Annotated in this window: 16 protein-coding genes; 7 read left to right on the top strand and 9 right to left on the bottom strand. The window is 64.1% G+C overall.

Annotated elements, in window-relative coordinates:
• Window positions 1-5: 5 nt before the first annotated feature.
• Window positions 6-290, bottom strand: a complete 285-nt coding sequence (gene paaB, locus KW842_RS16050; protein ID WP_092276067.1) for a 1,2-phenylacetyl-CoA epoxidase subunit PaaB — start codon at window positions 288-290, stop codon at window positions 6-8.
• A gap of 10 nt (window positions 291-300) precedes the next feature.
• A complete protein-coding gene (gene paaA / locus KW842_RS16045; protein WP_218305116.1) occupies window positions 301-1,284 on the bottom strand; it encodes a 1,2-phenylacetyl-CoA epoxidase subunit PaaA in 984 nt (327 codons plus the stop codon).
• Window positions 1,285-1,441: 157 nt separating this feature from the next.
• On the opposite strand from paaA, the gene paaX reads away from it, so the two are divergent.
• Both paaX and KW842_RS16035 read left to right on the top strand, forming a co-directional pair.
• Entirely contained in the window at window positions 1,442-2,410 is a 969-nt protein-coding gene (gene paaX / locus KW842_RS16040) for a phenylacetic acid degradation operon negative regulatory protein PaaX (protein ID WP_218305115.1), read from the top strand.
• Window positions 2,411-2,540: 130 nt separating this feature from the next.
• Window positions 2,541-3,671, top strand: coding sequence for a M14-type cytosolic carboxypeptidase (locus KW842_RS16035; RefSeq protein WP_218305114.1), 1,131 nt, complete (start codon window positions 2,541-2,543; stop codon window positions 3,669-3,671).
• A 583-nt stretch (window positions 3,672-4,254) separates the two neighbouring features.
• On the opposite strand, the gene pmbA is transcribed toward KW842_RS16035, so the two are convergent.
• Window positions 4,255-5,607, bottom strand: a complete 1,353-nt coding sequence (pmbA, locus tag KW842_RS16030; protein ID WP_218305113.1) for a metalloprotease PmbA — start codon at window positions 5,605-5,607, stop codon at window positions 4,255-4,257.
• Window positions 5,608-5,701: 94 nt separating this feature from the next.
• Between pmbA and yjgA the strand changes: the two genes are divergently transcribed.
• The 3 genes from yjgA to KW842_RS16015 are packed head-to-tail and all read left to right on the top strand — an operon-like array spanning window position 5,702 to window position 7,579.
• Window positions 5,702-6,313, top strand: coding sequence for a ribosome biogenesis factor YjgA (yjgA, locus tag KW842_RS16025; RefSeq protein WP_218305112.1), 612 nt, complete (start codon window positions 5,702-5,704; stop codon window positions 6,311-6,313).
• Entirely contained in the window at window positions 6,303-6,917 is a 615-nt protein-coding gene (mog, locus tag KW842_RS16020) for a molybdopterin adenylyltransferase (RefSeq protein ID WP_218305111.1), read from the top strand. Before yjgA ends, mog begins: the two co-directional genes overlap by 11 nt.
• Window positions 6,914-7,579 carry an alpha/beta hydrolase gene (locus tag KW842_RS16015; RefSeq protein WP_218305110.1) on the top strand — a complete coding sequence of 222 codons (666 nt, stop codon included), beginning with the start codon at window positions 6,914-6,916 and terminating at the stop codon, window positions 7,577-7,579. Before mog ends, KW842_RS16015 begins: the two co-directional genes overlap by 4 nt.
• Here KW842_RS16015 and KW842_RS16010 read toward each other — a convergent pair.
• Together KW842_RS16010 and KW842_RS16005 are read right to left on the bottom strand one after the other, a co-directional pair.
• The gene (locus tag KW842_RS16010) at window positions 7,576-8,151 is read right to left on the bottom strand and encodes a serine hydrolase (RefSeq protein WP_218305109.1); all 576 of its coding nucleotides are present in this window, start codon (window positions 8,149-8,151) and stop codon (window positions 7,576-7,578) included. The two genes, KW842_RS16015 and KW842_RS16010, sit on opposite strands and share 4 nt — an antisense overlap.
• 2 nt (window positions 8,152-8,153) lie before the next feature.
• The gene (locus tag KW842_RS16005; protein WP_218305108.1) at window positions 8,154-8,708 is read right to left on the bottom strand and encodes a carboxymuconolactone decarboxylase family protein; all 555 of its coding nucleotides are present in this window, start codon (window positions 8,706-8,708) and stop codon (window positions 8,154-8,156) included.
• 91 nt (window positions 8,709-8,799) lie between these two features.
• Here KW842_RS16005 and KW842_RS16000 point away from each other — a divergent pair, with 91 nt between their 5' ends.
• Window positions 8,800-10,143 (top strand): aspartate aminotransferase family protein, encoded by a 1,344-nt coding sequence (locus tag KW842_RS16000; protein WP_218305107.1) that lies wholly within the window; start codon window positions 8,800-8,802, stop codon window positions 10,141-10,143.
• Between the two features lie 25 nt (window positions 10,144-10,168).
• On the opposite strand, the gene KW842_RS15995 is transcribed toward KW842_RS16000, so the two are convergent.
• From KW842_RS15995 to KW842_RS15980, 4 genes are read right to left on the bottom strand one after another with little or no spacing between them, the layout of a single operon-like run.
• On the bottom strand, window positions 10,169-11,020 hold the full coding sequence (locus KW842_RS15995) for a fumarylacetoacetate hydrolase family protein (RefSeq protein WP_218305106.1): 852 nt from the start codon (window positions 11,018-11,020) through the stop codon (window positions 10,169-10,171).
• A 33-nt stretch (window positions 11,021-11,053) separates the two neighbouring features.
• Window positions 11,054-11,956 carry a 2OG-Fe(II) oxygenase gene (locus tag KW842_RS15990; RefSeq protein ID WP_229223727.1) on the bottom strand — a complete coding sequence of 301 codons (903 nt, stop codon included), beginning with the start codon at window positions 11,954-11,956 and terminating at the stop codon, window positions 11,054-11,056.
• A 7-nt stretch (window positions 11,957-11,963) separates the two neighbouring features.
• Entirely contained in the window at window positions 11,964-13,259 is a 1,296-nt protein-coding gene (locus tag KW842_RS15985) for an MFS transporter (RefSeq protein WP_218305105.1), read from the bottom strand.
• On the bottom strand, window positions 13,256-14,620 hold the full coding sequence (locus KW842_RS15980; RefSeq protein ID WP_218305104.1) for a KamA family radical SAM protein: 1,365 nt from the start codon (window positions 14,618-14,620) through the stop codon (window positions 13,256-13,258). The genes KW842_RS15985 and KW842_RS15980 overlap by 4 nt, the downstream gene beginning before the upstream one ends.
• Window positions 14,621-14,751: 131 nt before the next feature.
• Here KW842_RS15980 and KW842_RS15975 point away from each other — a divergent pair, with 131 nt between their 5' ends.
• Entirely contained in the window at window positions 14,752-15,198 is a 447-nt protein-coding gene (locus tag KW842_RS15975; protein WP_218305103.1) for a cache domain-containing protein, read from the top strand.
• Window positions 15,199-15,207: the final 9 nt, after the last annotated feature.

Raw genomic sequence — 15,207 nt, 5'->3', positions numbered from 1 at the left:
GTGCCTTACAGGTTCTTGACTTCTTCCGGCATCGGGAAGAAGGTCGGATGGCGATACACCTTGCTGTTAGACGGCTCGAACAGCGCGCCCTTGTCGGCCGGGCTGCTGGCGACGATATCGGCCGCGCGCACCACCCAGATGCTGACGCCTTCATTGCGCCGTGTGTAGACGTCGCGCGCGTTGTTGACCGCCATTTCGGCGTCCGGCGCATGCAGGCTGCCGACATGCTTGTGCGCCAGTCCGTGCTGGCTGCGGATGAAGATTTCCCACAATGGCCATTCTTTGCTCATGCTTGTCTCCTTATGCGGCGCGTGCGGCTTGTTTGTCGGCGTGGGCGACCAGCGCGTCGCGGAACCACTCGCCGTCGTCCCAGGCCTTGACGCGGGTTTGCAGGCGCTCGCGGTTGCACGGGCCATTGCCCTTCAGGACGTTATGGAATTCGCTCCAGCCGATGGCGCCGAATTCGTAATGGCCGCTGTCAGCGTTCCATTTCAGGTCGGGATCGGGCACAGTCAGACCGAGAAATTCGGCCTGTGGCACGCTCTGGTCGACCATGCGCTGGCGCAGCTCGTCGTTGGAGAACAGCTTGATGCGCCACTGCGCCGATTGCGCGCTGTTGACCGATTCCGCATCCGACGGGCCAAACATCATCAGCGACGGCCACCACCAGCGGTTCAGTGCATCCTGCGCCATCGCCTTCTGCTCGGGCGTGCCGCGCGCCAGCGACAGCATGATGTCGTAGCCCTGGCGCGCGTGGAACGATTCTTCCTTGCACACGCGGATCATGGCGCGCGCATACGGGCCGTAGGAGCAGCGGCACAGCGGGATCTGGTTGATGATGGCCGAGCCGTCCACCAGCCAGCCGATGGCGCCCATATCGGCCCAGCTCAAGGTCGGGTAGTTGAAGATGCTGGAGTATTTGGCTTTGCCGCTGTGCAGCGCCTGTAGCAGCTCGTCGCGCGACACGCCCAGCGTTTCGGCGGCGCTGTACAGGTACAGGCCATGGCCGGCCTCGTCCTGGATCTTGGCCATCAGGATGGATTTGCGTTTCAGCGTAGGTGCGCGCGTCACCCAGTTGCCCTCCGGCAGCTGGCCGACGATCTCCGAATGCGCGTGCTGCGAGATCTGGCGTATCAGCGTCTTGCGGTAGGCCTCGGGCATCCAGTCCTTGGCCTCGATCTTGACGCCGGCGTCGATGCGGGCCTGGAAGGCCTGCTCGTCGGCGCTCATGTCATCGGCCGTGCGAACTTGCTTGAGACCGGTCTCCACCAGTTGTGCATACATGGCTGTCTCCTCGTTTTCCATATATTACGATACGTATTTTAATTTAGCTACGTTTTTTTTGACTCATATTAAAATCATGCATCGCGTTAATTTTTTGCTGCGCCTGGCGCGCAGGCAAGTAAACTAGGGTTTCCATGTACAGCTTAATAAGACGCCTATGAATTGCAACGACTGGATAGCCGGATTCCTGGCCAGTGACCCGCCACGCTCGAAATCGCTGGTGGTGACCATTTTTGGCGACGCCATCGTGCCGCATGGCGGCATGGTCTGGCTGGGCAGCCTGATCGAGTTGCTGGCGCCGTTCGGCGTCAACGACCGGCTGCTGCGGACTTCGGTATTCCGGCTGGCGCAGGAAGGCTGGCTGGGGGCGCAGCGCGACGGCCGCCGCTCCTCGTATGCGATCACGCCGGACGCCATGGCGCGCTTCGTGCACGCCTACCGGCGCATCTACGCGCCGCCGAATGTGCATTGGGACGGCAGCTGGACGCTGGTGCTCAGCGGCGACGGCACACTGACTGCGGCTGAGCGGGCGGCGCTGCGCAAGGAATTGCTGTGGGAGGGCTATAGCCTGATCGCGCCCGGCATCATGGGCCATCCGGCCGCCGACGGTCCGGCGCTGGACGAGCTGCTGACGCGGCTGGGCGTGGCCGGCAAGCTGTTCGTGGTGCAGGGCAAAGCGATGCGCCAGGTCAGCGCACGTCCGCTCAGCGAGCTGGTGGCGCAGGGCTGGGATATGGCTGCGGTGGCCGACGGCTACAGCAAGTTCATCGCCCAGTTCGAGCCGCTGCTGGCGGCGCTGCAAGCCACCGCCGACGCGGCCGACGGTTTGCCGGTCGGCGCGGATGGCCAGGCCTGCGAACAACCGCTGTCGCCGGAAAAAGCCTTCGTGGTGCGCACCCTGCTGATCCACGCCTACCGCCGCGTGCAGCTGCACGATCCGCAACTGCCGGTGGAGCTGCTGCCGACGCCATGGCCGGGCACGCTGGCCTACGAGCTGGCGCGGCGTATCTACCTGCTGGTCTACAGCGCCGCCGAGCAGCACATCGACACCGCCCTGCGCCGCGAAGACGCCGCTGCTCCCGCCGCCGAAGCTGCCTTCTTCGACCGTTTCGGCGGCCTGGCCTGACACGCAACAAGCACCGCGCCTGGCGGCGCGAGGCGGAAATCCGGGCGTATCCATGGACTAGCCTGTATCATGTCGGCTCTGCGCCACAAGCGCGGCCCACTATTTCCATAGAATTCACCAGGATTCCGCTATGCCTATCAAAATCAGCCAGCAGTTCGACGCCGGCGCCATCGAGGTGGTTCGCGCCGATGATCCGGCCGCCATCGACCTGAACATCCGCAAAGATTCCCACGCTGACATCGTGCAGTGGTTTTACTACCGCGTGCAGGGTGCGCAGGGTACGCCGCTGAGCATGAATTTCCTCAACGCCGGCAGCGCCGCCTATCCGGACGGCTGGAAAGACTACCAGGCCGTCGCCAGCTACGACCGCGACAGCTGGTTCCGTGTGCCGACCACCTATGATGGCAAGACCATGACCATCAACCACACGCCCGAGCACGACAGCGTCTACTACGCCTACTTCGAGCCGTATTCGTGGGAACGCCACCTGGCGCTGCTGGACAACGCCCAGCTGTCGCCGCTGGTCAAGCTGGTTGATCTGGGCAGTACCATCGATGGCCGCGACCTGAATATGCTGGTCATTGGCGATCCGGAAGCGGAGCAGAAAGTCTGGGTCATCGCTCGCCAGCACCCTGGCGAAACCATGGCGGAATGGTTTGTCGAAGGCTTCGTCGAAGCGCTGCTGGACCCGGCCAATCCGTTCGGCCGCCAGTGCCTGAACGAAGCCGTGTTCTACGTGGTGCCGAATATGAATCCGGACGGCTCGGTACGCGGCAATCTGCGCACCAACGCCGCCGGCGCCAACCTGAATCGCGAATGGCTGAACCCGACCATGGAGCGCAGCCCGGAAGTGTTCCTGGTCAAACAGAAGATGCACGAAATCGGCGTCGACCTGTGCCTGGATATCCATGGCGACGAAGGCTTGCCATATGTGTTCGTGGCCGGCAGCGAGTCGCTGCCGACCTTTACCGCCGATCAGGTGGAAGCGCAGCAGTACTTCATCGATAATTTCCTGATCGCCAGCCCGGACTTCCAGGACGAATACGGCTACGGCGAAACGCCGTACACCGATGAAACGCTGACCATGGGTTCGCCGCACATCACCCACGCCTTCGGCTGCCTGTCGCTGACCTTGGAAATGCCGTTCAAGGACAATGCCAACGATCCGGATCCGGAAGTCGGCTGGAACGGCGCCCGCAGCGCCGAGCTGGGCAAGGCGATCCTGCAGCCCGTGCTGCAATCGCTGCTGGCGCAACAGTAAACAGCACCACCGCCCTGCGGCCCCGCAGGGCGAAGGCCGGCCCGCAGCCCGCGCTGCAACCGGCTATGGTGGAGGACATACCCATAGGGTTTGCCCTCCACAGTCACTGCCTATTTCGGCCTATTTCTGCCTATCGGATGCCTATTTTTTTCAGCGCCATTTGTGGAACTTCCCTCTAGGGCGCAGTGTCTAACTGTTACAAATGTAGGCAATCCGCAGGCAGAAATAGGCGAAAATAGGCAATCAGCATAGATACAACCCACCCTGTATATATGGGGCTATATTTTCAGATGCGCAAGCGCGAAGACCTGCGCTCGCAGGAGGAAATCGTGCTGATCGCGTTGCGGGAATGGATGATGCGCGAATACGGCCAGCCGACCGATCGCGGCTATCAATGGAAGGATTTGTTTCTGCCGCACGGCACGCGGTTGCGCATCATCCACCGCGGCCATTGCTACATGGCGCAGGTGGAAGGCGACTTATTGATGGCCGAAGGAAAAATCACCACACCAAGCACGTGGGCTGCCGCAGTATGCGGCATCAACCGCCGCCAGCGCGCGCCGCAGCACCGACTAAAGCGGGCTCAGGCGCCGGCCACCACCATATTCTCGATCAGGATGGAGCCGGTCTGCTTGGTGCCGCGCACCAGCACATCATTGCCGACCGCAACGATCTGCGCCAGCATATCCTTCATATTGCCGGCGATGGTGATCTCCTCGACCGGATACTGGATCACGCCATTCTCGACCCAGTAACCCGCCGCGCCGCGCGAATAATCGCCGGTCACATAATTGGTGCCCTGTCCCATCAGCTCGGTCACCAGCAGGCCGGTGCCCATCTTGCGCAGCATGCCGGCGAAATCGTCGGCCGCCGTGGTCAGCGTCGAGGTCAGCGCCAGATTATGCGAACCGCCGGCATTGCCGGTGGTCTTCATGCCCAGCTTGCGCGCCGAATAGGTCGACAGGAAATAGCCCTGCACCACGCCATCCTTGACCACATCGCGCTTGACGGTGCGCACGCCCTCTTCGTCAAACGGCGCCGACCCCACGCCGCCGATGACGTGCGGATCTTCGTGAATCTGCACATGCTTGGGCAACACCTGCTTGCCCAGCGAGTCCAGCAAAAAGGTCGACTTACGGTACAGCGCTCCACCCGAGGTCGCCTGCACGAACGCGCCCAGCAGGCCAGCTGCCAGCGGCGCCTCGAACAGCACCGGGCAAGTGCGGGTATCGATCGAACGCGCATGCAGACGCGCCAGCGCACGCTCAGCAGCATAGCGGCCGATCGCTTCCGGGGGCGACATCTTGGCCGCATCGCGCACCGACGAATACCAGTCGTCGCGCTGCATATGCTTGCCCTTGCCGGCGATCGGCGCCACCGACAGCGTATGCCGCGAATATGGATAGCCGCCGATGAAGCCGCGCGAATTGGCCGCCACAAAATGCGACTGCTGCACATGCACGCCGGCGCCTTCCGAATTGGTCACGCGCGGATCGACGGCAAACGCGGCCGCCTCGGCGCGCTGCGCCAGCGCCACCGCATCAGCGGTCGAGATATCCCATGGGTAGAACAGTTGCAGGTCGCGAGGATTCAGCTCCAGCTGATCTTCATCGGCCAGCCCGGCGCAATCATCGTCCGAGGTAAAGCGCGCGATATTGTAGGCCGCCTCGACGGTTGCCTTCAGCGCGGCGGCCGAAAAATCCGAGGTCGATGCATTGCCGCGCCGCTGGCCGATGAACACGGTCACACCCATGCCCTTGTCTTTATTCTGCTCGATGGTTTCGATCTGGCTCTTGCGCACCGACACCGACAGGCCGCTGCCCTCGCTGATTTCGACGGCGCAATCGCTGCCGCCCTGGGCTTTCGCATAGCCCAGCACATCGCGTGCGAGCTGCTTCAACTGGTCCTGGGTATGGGTAAAATGGGTATCGCTCATGGGCTGTTTTCTTCGAGTGGCCGCTAAAACAGTTATCATAGCAGTCGTTTACAGTTTAAGGGCGCGGCCTAGCGCCCGCAGGAAAGTTAATATTATGGTAAATCCCAACCGCAGCACCGGCGGCGTCGGTTTCAGCTCGGCCGAATTCGAAGACGAATACGAGCGCCCATCCAAATCCGAAGCCAAGCGCCAATCCAACGCCCTGCAAAAGCTCGGCGAGGCCCTGGTAGAGGCACCGCGCGACCGCGTCAAGAAAGTGCCGATGCCGGAAGATGTGCTGGAAGCCATCCTCGAATGCCAGAAAATCACCAATCACGAGGGCCGTCGCCGCCAGATGCAGTTTGTCGGCAAGAAAATGCGCACCCTGGACGAGACCGAAGTGGCCGCCATCCAGAAAGCCATCGACAGCTGGAAAGGCGCTTCCAAGGCTGAAACCTCGGCCATGCACGCACTGGAACGCCGCCGCGAAAAACTGCTGACCGACGACAACGCGCTGACTTCGCTGCTGTCCGACCACCCGGAGCTGGACGTGCAGCACCTGCGCACGCTGATCCGCAACGCCCGCAAGGAACAGGCCGAGAACAAGCCGCCTAAAGCCTACCGCGAAATCTTCCAGATCCTCAAGCAGCTGGATGCCGACAAGCGCAAGGCGGCCGGCGCTGACGATACCGAAGCAGACGCCGACAGCGAAGCAGATGACGAGTAACGCCACGTTGCTGATCGGCCTGGTGTCGATCTCCGACCGCGCCAGCGGCGGCGTCTACCAGGACCAGGGCCTGCCGGCGCTGCAAGACTGGCTGGCGCGCGCGCTGACCACGCCGTTCCGCGTCGAAACCCGGCTGATCGCCGACGAACAGCCGCAAATCGAAGCCACGCTGACCGAACTGGCCGACGTGGCCCGCTGCCACCTGATCCTGACCACCGGCGGCACCGGCCCGTCGCGCCGCGACGTCACGCCGGAAGCCACCAAGGCAGTCGGCAGCAAGGAAATGCCCGGTTTCGGCGAACAGATGCGCCAGATCAGCCTGCACTTCGTGCCGACCGCGATCCTGTCGCGCCAGACCGCCGTGATCCGCGAAACCGCCGACCACGCGGCGCTGATCCTCAACCTGCCGGGCCAGCCGAAAGCCATCGCTGAAACGCTGGGCGGCCTGAAAGACGCCGATGGCGCCACGCTGGTGGGCGGCATCTTTGCTGCCGTCCCCTACTGCATCGACCTGATCGGCGGCCCTTACATGGAAACCGACCCGGCCGTGTGCAAGGCCTTCCGGCCCAAATCCGCCATTCGCCCTGCCCAAGGACAAGCATGAGCCAATTGTTGCAAACCATCGAAAAAGAAACCGGCGCCAACCCGAGCGTCGCCATCATCTGGATGCACGGCCTGGGCGCCGACGCCAACGACTTCGTGCCGCTGGTGCCGGAGCTGGACCTGGCCGGCCTGCCGGCTATCCGCTTCATCTTCCCCAACGCCGAGACCATGCCGGTCACCATCAACGGCGGCTACGTGATGCGCGCCTGGTACGACATCGCCGTGACCGACCTGGGCCGCCAGGAAGACGAAGCCGGCCTGCGCGCCTCGCAGCTCAAAGTGGAAGCGCTGATCGCCCGTGAAAACGCACGCGGCATCCCGAATGAGCGCATCATCCTGGCCGGCTTCTCGCAAGGCTGCGCGATGACCTTGCAAACCGGCTTGCGCCAGAAAGTGCCGCTGGCCGGCCTGATGTGCCTGTCTGGCTACGTGCCGATCGCCGCCAAGGCCGCCGAGGAACACACGCCGGAAAGCAAGCAGACCCCGATCTTCCTGGTGCACGGCCGCATGGACCCGGTGATCCCGCTCGCCCGCGCCACCGCCTCGCGCGACCTGCTGACCGGCTGGGGCTACCAGGTCGAATGGCATGAATACGCCATGCAGCACTCGGTCTGCCCGGAAGAAGTGCAGCACATCAGCGCCTGGCTGAAGAAGATCCTTTAAGCCAGCGCCGCATCCACCAGCTGTTGCCAGTCCGGCTCCACGGCCCTGGTATGGGACAGCTGGATAATCGACAGCCGCTGCTGCGGCAAGCGCAGCAGCATGGTGTTGAAGCCCCACAGGCAGCCGCCGTGGAACACCACATCCTGCCCGTGCCGCTGCAGCCACTCCAGCCCGAAACGATAGCTCGGCGCTACGCCGTCATTCAGCGGCGAAGCCTGCAGCAGCGCCCGCAGCAGGCTGTCCGGCTGATCCCACTGCTGATGCCACGCGCGCTCCCACAGCAGCAACTCGCGCACGCTGGCATACAAGCCGCCATCGCCCACCGTGTTCGCATTCCCCAGATGCTGCTGGTAGCCGCCCGGCCGCGCCGTATCCGCCTCGTAACTGCAGACACGCCCCGGCAGCACTGTGGCGCGGTCCTCGTCGAAGCCGCTGCGCGCGATGCCCAGCGGCGCCAGCCCGTGATGCAACGCAAACGCCACCTCGCCATCGCGCAGCACCGCTGCACTGAAACCCGGGCCATCGGCCGGCAGGGCCGCCTTCAACGCTTCAAAATACTGCGCTAAACCCATGCTTACTCCGGTAGCGGCGCGGCGCTGGATGCAGGCGCGGGCGTCCGCGCCGCATTCATCACCATCGCCAGAAACGTGTAGTAACCGTTGATGCCCATCAGATCGACCACGCCCTGCTCGCCGAACGCCGCCAGCGCCGCCGCGTAAGTCGCATCATCCACCCGCTGTAGCTGCTGCAGCTGCACGCAAAACTCGTACACCAGCGCCTCATCTTCCAGCAGCCGCGTGGGCCGCTGGCGCGCCGCGATGGCAGCAATCGCCTCCTCCGCAATCCCGTACTCGCGCGCGATCGGCGCATGGATCGCCCATTCGACCTGCTGGCTCCACTGCCGCGCCGTCACCAGTATCGCCAGCTCGGTCAGCCGCGTGCCGATCGCGCTGCGGTAGCGCAGATACTCGCCCATGCGCTGCGCCGCCGACATCAGCTCCGGCGAGCGTATCAGCGGCACGAACGGCCCGTACAGCGCGCCGCGCGGCCCATCAATCACCGCCTGCGCCGCGACCTGCTGCGCCGCGCTCATCCCGGCAAACGGAATCGGTCCCAAACGATCGTCCATAGTCGCTCCCAAAGAACGCATCATGGCATACATCAATAAGCGCCCCGCAAATCACGGCTATCGTCAGCTGACATCACCACGAAAGGACGCCATGAGCCACCTCATCCACCGCGACCTGCGCCACCCGCCACCGGTAGCGGTCCACGCCGCTGGCATCCGCATCACCGACCAGGCCGGCCGCAGCTACCTGGACGCCAGCGGCGGCGCGGCCGTCTCGTCGCTGGGCCACGCCCATCCCGACGTGCTGGCCGCGATGCACGCGCAGATCGACCGCAACGCCTACGCCCACACCAGCTTCTTCACCAGCGACGCCGCCGAACAACTGGCCGCGCGCCTGGCCGCCGACGCACCCGGCGACCTCGATCAGGTCTACCTCGTCTCAGGCGGTTCGGAGGCGATGGAAACGGCGCTCAAGCTGGCGCGCCAATACTGGCTGGAAGCCGGCCAGCCGCAGCGCAGCGTATTCATCGCACGCCGCCAGAGCTACCACGGCAACACGCTGGGCGCGCTGGCGGTGGGCGGCAACGCATGGCGGCGCCAGCCGTTCGCACCGCTGCTGATGGAAGTGCCGCGCGTCGCCCCCTGCTATGCATACCGCGACCGCGCCAGCGGCCAGAGCACGGACGACTACACCGCCGCGCTGCTGCGCGAGCTGGAGCAGGCCATCGTTGCCGCCGGCCCGCAGCGGGTAATCGGCTTTGTCGCGGAAACCGTGGTGGGCGCCACCGCCGGCGCGGTGCCGCCCACGCCCGGCTACTTTCGCGGCGTGCGCAAGCTGTGCGACCAGTATGGCCTGCTGCTGATACTCGATGAAGTCATGTGCGGCATGGGCCGCACCGGCACGCTCTACGCGTTTGAGCAGGAAGGCGTGCTGCCCGACCTGGTGGTGCTGGGCAAAGGCCTGGGCGCCGGTTACCAGCCGATCGGCGCGGTGCTGGCGCGCGGGCCCATCGTGCAGCGCTTGCGCGACGGCAGCGGCGCTTTCCAGCACGGCCATACCTATGGCGGTCATCCGGTCGCCGCCGCCGCCGCGCTGGCAGTGCAGCAGCTTATACAGCGCGACAATCTGCTGGGCGCCGTCACCGCACGCGGCGTAGCGCTACGCCATATGCTGCGGGAGGTGCTAGGCGAACATCCGCATGTCGGCGACATCCGTGGCCGAGGGCTATTGATAGGATTGGAACTGGTGGCCGACCGTGCCAGCAAAGCGCCGTTCGATCCCGAACAGCAGCTGCACGCGAAGGTGAAACAGGCGGCCATGGCGCGCGGCCTGCTGATCTATCCGATGGGCGGCACCATCGACGGCCGCTACGGCGACCATATCCTGCTGGCGCCGCCGTTTATCACCACTGAAGCAGAACTGGGGGAAATCGTAAGCCGGTTAGCGGACTCGCTCGCTGCGGCGCTGAATCCCGCCACCGCAAGAGGCGTCTGACCCCGCAGCTGCTGGCCGTGCGGGTTTAGCGCGCATGCCAGGCGATGACTTCCGGCTGCTGCTCGCCCAAACCCGCGATCCCCAGTCGCAGCGTATCGCCCTTCTTCAGGAAACGCTGCGGCTTGCGCCCCATGCCCACGCCCGGCGGCGTGCCGGTAGCGATCACATCGCCCGGCTCCAGCGTCATGAACTTCGACAGATAGCTGACAATCTGCGCCACCGTGAAAATCATGGTGGAAGTATTCCCGGTCTGCATGCGCTTGCCGTTCAGTTCCAGATACAAATCCAGATCCTGCACATCGTAGATATCCTCCGCTGTCACCAGCCACGGGCCGACCGGGCCGAAAGTATCGCAACCCTTGCCCTTGTCCCATGTACCGCCGCGCTCCAGCTGATACTCGCGCTCCGACACATCATTGACCACCGTGTAGCCGGCGATGTACTTGTGCGCATCGGCCTCGCTGACATACTGCGCGCGCGTACCGATAACGATGCCCAGCTCCACTTCCCAGTCAGTCTTCCTGGAGCCTTGCGGCAGCATGATCGGATCATCCGGGCCATTCAGCGCGGACACCGCCTTGGTGAAAATGATCGGCTCCTTCGGCTCCGGCATACCTGCCTCCGCCGCATGGTCCGAATAATTCAGGCCGATGCACAGGAACTTGCCAACCCGCGCCACCGGCACGCCAAAGCGCGGATTGCCGCGCACCAGCGGCAGCGACGCATGCGCAATCTTCTCCAGCTTGCGCAGCGACTTCGGCGCCAGCGCCGCCGCATCGATATCGCCGATCACGCCGGACAGGTCGCGCAGCTTGCCTTCGTCATCGATCAAGCCTGGTTTCTCTTTGCCTGGACGGCCATAGCGCACTAATCTCATACATCACTCCCGGTTAAAAATTCACCCGGCATTTTAACCGTAGCGCTGCTGCCGCAGCCATTTGTTGGCGATGATCTTGGTACCGCTGACCACCGGCGCGCCACCGTGCAGTGTTTGCGGGTCCGGCTGGTGATTGCTGTCGGTGTTGAGGAACCACAGCGCGCTGCCCTTTTTCGGAAACACCTCCAGTCCGAGATTGGGAAACACCGTGCCGCCGCCCTGCTCCACATCGCACAGATACAGCACGAACGTTGCCAGCCGCTGGCCGCCGCGCGCCAGGTGCGAGCGATGGCCGGTACTGTCCGGGTCCAGCCAATCGTAATGCGGGCGGTATTCCTGCATCTTGCCGTATTTTTGCAGCTGGAACGGCTCGCTGCATTCGGGCGACCAGTGCGCGATCGCGGCCAGCCGGCGGTCAATGCGCTCCGCCACTTCCGCTTCGCCGCGCTGGATGAAGGCCATCTCCGAAGTGCGGCCCTCATGCACCACGCTGGCGCCATCGGCTTCCGCCGTCACGGTGGAGCGCGTGTAGCGGGTGCCGCAATGCTCGATGATGGCGTCGCACTCCTCGTCGCTGAGCACATTGCCGAGCAGGATCACTTGCGGCTTCTTCAGCACGAACAGCACATCGATCTCGCGGTCCGGTGCGGCGATGCGGTTGCTGCTGGTGTCGATAAACGGCATATCGCGCGGCGCGGAAAACGCGCTCGCCACCGGCGCCGGGGCGGCCGCAGACGCAGCGCCAACTCCGGCGCCGGTGGCGCGCAGCAGCAGCGCTTCATCGATCGCCGCGCGCGCAGTGGCCATGCCGTACTGGCCGGACCGCACCATGCTGTTGGCCATATCCAGCGGGCTGCAGGCGCGTGCCAGGTTTTCCATGATCCATTCGCGCCAGGACAGCGGCAGCGAGGCAAAGGCATTATCGGATTCGGTCATCGCATCATTAAAGGCTGGTCGGATGGGAAACCCATTCTACCGGATTGCGCCTGCGCCGCCGCACAAACCAGATCAGCCCCGGCAACTGCAGCAGTATCAGTGCGCCAAACGCCGCTTGATAGGCCGCCGCTGGATAATGCCCAGACAGGTCCGGCCGCCAGCAGCCGACGATCAGGCCAAAACCTGCCTGCACGGCGAACGCGCCGGCAAAGATCAGCAGATTCAGGCAGGTGGCCGCGCGGCCGGTCAGCGCGCCGGGCAGGCTTTGCGCGACGATGGCGTACTCGATGCCGGTCACTGTGCCGATCAGCGTGAACAGCACCGACAGCAAGGCATAGCTGGGCCGCCAGTCGCACACAAAGCCTGTTTGCACCAGCATGAACAGCGCCACACCGGCCGCCGCCACGCTGAGCGGACGCACGCCGCGCCGCGCCAGCCATTCAGTCAGCATGCCCACCGCGATGGCGCCGAAGATCAGCGCCGCCATGCCGAGATACAGCAGATACACCACCGCCTCTTCGCGATAGCGCGCAACATCGCTCAGCCAGCGGCCAATCCACAGCCCTTGTATGCCGAAAAACACTGTGTGCGGTATCAGCACCAGCCCCACCACCTCGCGGAACGCAGGATAGCGATACACAAGCTGCATAGCTTCCAGCATGCCTCGCTTGTGCACGCCAGCCGGCGGCAAGGTGGGCAGCGACGGCGCTGCGAGTGGCGGCTGTGCTGGCGCCAGCCAGCGCATCAGCACGCCGGCCAACGCAAGTGCGGCGGCCAGCCACAGGAACAGGCCGCGCCAGTCGGTGTAGTGCAAGGCCAGCCGCACCGGCAGCGTGGCCGCCGCAGCTCCCAATCCACCCGCAGCGATCAGATAGCCCTGCACCGATGGCAACCGCGCTGGTGCAATCCACGTTGACAGCGCCTTCAATGCCGACATGAAACAGCCGCCCAGACCAAGACCGATCAGCGCCCGCGCCACCAGCAATTGCGCAAAGGTCTGCCCGCCTGCAAACGCCAGCGCCCCCACGGCGGCCAACAGCAGCATCGGCAGCTGCACCCTGGCCGGCCCCCAACGGTCCAGCGCAACGCCGACCGGCAGTTGGGCCAGCGCAAACGCCAGAAAGAAGCTACTGGTCAACAGCCCAAGCTGTCCCGGCGTCAACGCCAGCGCCGCCACCAGTTGCGGCGCCAAGGTCGCATTCACCGTGCGTATCAGCCCGGACAGAAAGTGCCCCAGCGCGAACGGCAGGAACACCAGCGCCAGCAAGGAAGGCCCGGACAGCGGCGGCGCGGTGCAGCTCATCGCGCCGCCATCAGCGGAATCACCTTGCGCGCGCCCGGTGCTTCGGCACCGAATTCGCTGCGGCTGCCGCCCTCCTCCTCGAAAAAGAATTTATCCCGCCCGAAGGCGGGCTTCAGCTCATCCATCCAGGTCGCCTGCGGATCGAACTTCGCATAAAACGGCTTGCGCACCCAGTCCGCCTTGCGCGCCTGCAGGAGCTGCAAGGCAAACACCTTCTCGCCGCCGATATTGGCGATCCCGTCGATCACGACCTTGCCCGGAAACGCGCTCATCGACGGCCCGCGCACCGTGCGCGACAAGCCGGACACCATCTGATACGCCGCCTGGAAAACCTCATGCGCGCGCGCCAGCGGCAGCTGAAAATACGCGCGCGGCCCGGTATCCCGTTCAACAAACATATAGTAGGGTATCGCCCCCAGCCGCACACCGGTCTGCCACAGCTCTGCCCACGACGCCGGGTCCTCGTTGATATGCCGTATCAGCGGCCCCTGCATGCGCAAGGTCGCGCCGGTGCCGACGATGCGCTTCACCGCCTGCTGCGCAATCGGCTGGCGCAGCTCGACCGCATGGTTGTAATGCCCCATGATGGCCATATTCTTCCCGGCTGCCACCACCCGCTCGAACAGCCGCAGCAGATCGTCCGCATCGCGGTCCGACACAAAACGCTGCGGCCAATACGCCACCGACTTGGTGCCGATGCGGATATTCTGGATATGCGCCAGCTCCGGCGCCAGCAGCGGCTCGATATACGCCTCCAGCGAACGGGTATTCATGATCAGCGGATCGCCGCCGGTAATCAGCACATCGGTCACTTCCGGATGCTGCCGCAGATAGGCCGCCAGCTCGTGCGACTCCCTGGCGTCGAACTTCATATCGTCCATGCCGACAAACTGCGGCCAGCGGAAGCAGAAAGTACAGTAGGCGTGGCAAGTCTGGCCGGCGCTGGGAAAGAACAGCACCGTCTCCTTGTACTTGTGCTGCAAGCCCTTCAGCGGCGCGTCGTTTACGCGCGGCACATTGTGTGTCATCTGTCCAGCCGGATGGGGATTCATGCGCAGCCGGATACGCCGCACCAGCTCCGCCAGCGCCGGCTGATCGGCCTTGCCCAGCACCAGCTCGCGCAGCCGCGCATAGTCGTCCGGCGCCAGCATGTCGCGGTGTGGAAAGGTTAGCCGGTAGATTGGATCATCAGGCACATTGTTCCAGTCGATCAAATGATCCAGCACGTACTCGTTGGTGCGGAACGGCAGCACATGCGACACCACCTGCACCGCCTCCTGCAAGTCCGGCGCTATCCACTCCCATTGGCGCGAATGCGAAATGGTCTGTCGTATGAACGGTTTGAATTTGGGCGTATCCATCGCGGCTTCCTATGTGGTCAGAAAACCCCATGCTAGGCCGCGCCGCATTAACCGATCTTGCGCCAGCGCAACTCATTAAACGTGCGCCGGCGTACAGTTGCTCGGGTCATTCACCGTCCAGGAGCACGTTCATGAAAACCTTCGCTGCACTCACTTTCGCCATCATCACCCTGCCTGCGCTGGCGGCCGATCCCACTGAAAAAGATGCCATCGCCATGGCCGAGAAAGGCGCCGCCTTCATCAAGGCCAACGGCCAGGAAGCCTTCATCCGCAAGATCGCCGCGCGCGATCCCGAGTATCTGCAAGGCTCGCTGTACGTCGACATCCGCGACCTCAAAACCGGCATCGTGCTGGCGCATCCGGTCAACCCGTCCATCGTCGGCAAGGACCTGACCGACATCCCCGACGCCAGCGGCAAAAAATACCGCCGCGAGATCATCGATCTGGCTGCGCGCAAAGGCAGCGGCTGGGTTGATTACCAGTACAAAAATCCCGCCACCGGCAAGATCGAACCCAAGACCACCTACATCCTGCGTGTCGGTGATGTCGTGCTGGAAGCCGGCATCTACAAAAAATAACGGAGCACA

The sequence above is a fragment of the Duganella sp. sic0402 genome, assembly GCF_019219065.1.
In the GTDB taxonomy this organism is placed as follows: Bacteria; Pseudomonadota; Gammaproteobacteria; order Burkholderiales; family Burkholderiaceae_D; genus Rugamonas.
Note: the sequence above shows the minus strand (reverse complement) of the source record. Positions and strands in the feature narration are given on the sequence as shown.

Excerpts from the sequence above, each read along its gene's own strand:
- mog (WP_218305111.1), top strand. The coding sequence starts at position 6,303 with ATGACGAGTAACGCCACGTTGCTGATCGGCCTGGTGTCGATCTCCGAC.
- paaA (WP_218305116.1), bottom strand. The coding sequence starts at position 1,284 with ATGTATGCACAACTGGTGGAGACCGGTCTCAAGCAAGTTCGCACGGCC.
- yjgA (WP_218305112.1), top strand. The coding sequence starts at position 5,702 with ATGGTAAATCCCAACCGCAGCACCGGCGGCGTCGGTTTCAGCTCGGCC.
- KW842_RS15990 (WP_229223727.1), bottom strand. The coding sequence starts at position 11,956 with ATGACCGAATCCGATAATGCCTTTGCCTCGCTGCCGCTGTCCTGGCGC.
- paaB (WP_092276067.1), bottom strand. The coding sequence starts at position 290 with ATGAGCAAAGAATGGCCATTGTGGGAAATCTTCATCCGCAGCCAGCAC.
- KW842_RS16035 (WP_218305114.1), top strand. The coding sequence starts at position 2,541 with ATGCCTATCAAAATCAGCCAGCAGTTCGACGCCGGCGCCATCGAGGTG.
- KW842_RS15980 (WP_218305104.1), bottom strand. The coding sequence starts at position 14,620 with ATGGATACGCCCAAATTCAAACCGTTCATACGACAGACCATTTCGCAT.
- paaX (WP_218305115.1), top strand. The coding sequence starts at position 1,442 with ATGAATTGCAACGACTGGATAGCCGGATTCCTGGCCAGTGACCCGCCA.
- KW842_RS16010 (WP_218305109.1), bottom strand. The coding sequence starts at position 8,151 with ATGGGTTTAGCGCAGTATTTTGAAGCGTTGAAGGCGGCCCTGCCGGCC.
- KW842_RS15985 (WP_218305105.1), bottom strand. The coding sequence starts at position 13,259 with ATGAGCTGCACCGCGCCGCCGCTGTCCGGGCCTTCCTTGCTGGCGCTG.
- KW842_RS16015 (WP_218305110.1), top strand. The coding sequence starts at position 6,914 with ATGAGCCAATTGTTGCAAACCATCGAAAAAGAAACCGGCGCCAACCCG.
- KW842_RS15995 (WP_218305106.1), bottom strand. The coding sequence starts at position 11,020 with ATGAGATTAGTGCGCTATGGCCGTCCAGGCAAAGAGAAACCAGGCTTG.
- KW842_RS15975 (WP_218305103.1), top strand. The coding sequence starts at position 14,752 with ATGAAAACCTTCGCTGCACTCACTTTCGCCATCATCACCCTGCCTGCG.
- pmbA (WP_218305113.1), bottom strand. The coding sequence starts at position 5,607 with ATGAGCGATACCCATTTTACCCATACCCAGGACCAGTTGAAGCAGCTC.
- KW842_RS16000 (WP_218305107.1), top strand. The coding sequence starts at position 8,800 with ATGAGCCACCTCATCCACCGCGACCTGCGCCACCCGCCACCGGTAGCG.
- KW842_RS16005 (WP_218305108.1), bottom strand. The coding sequence starts at position 8,708 with ATGGACGATCGTTTGGGACCGATTCCGTTTGCCGGGATGAGCGCGGCG.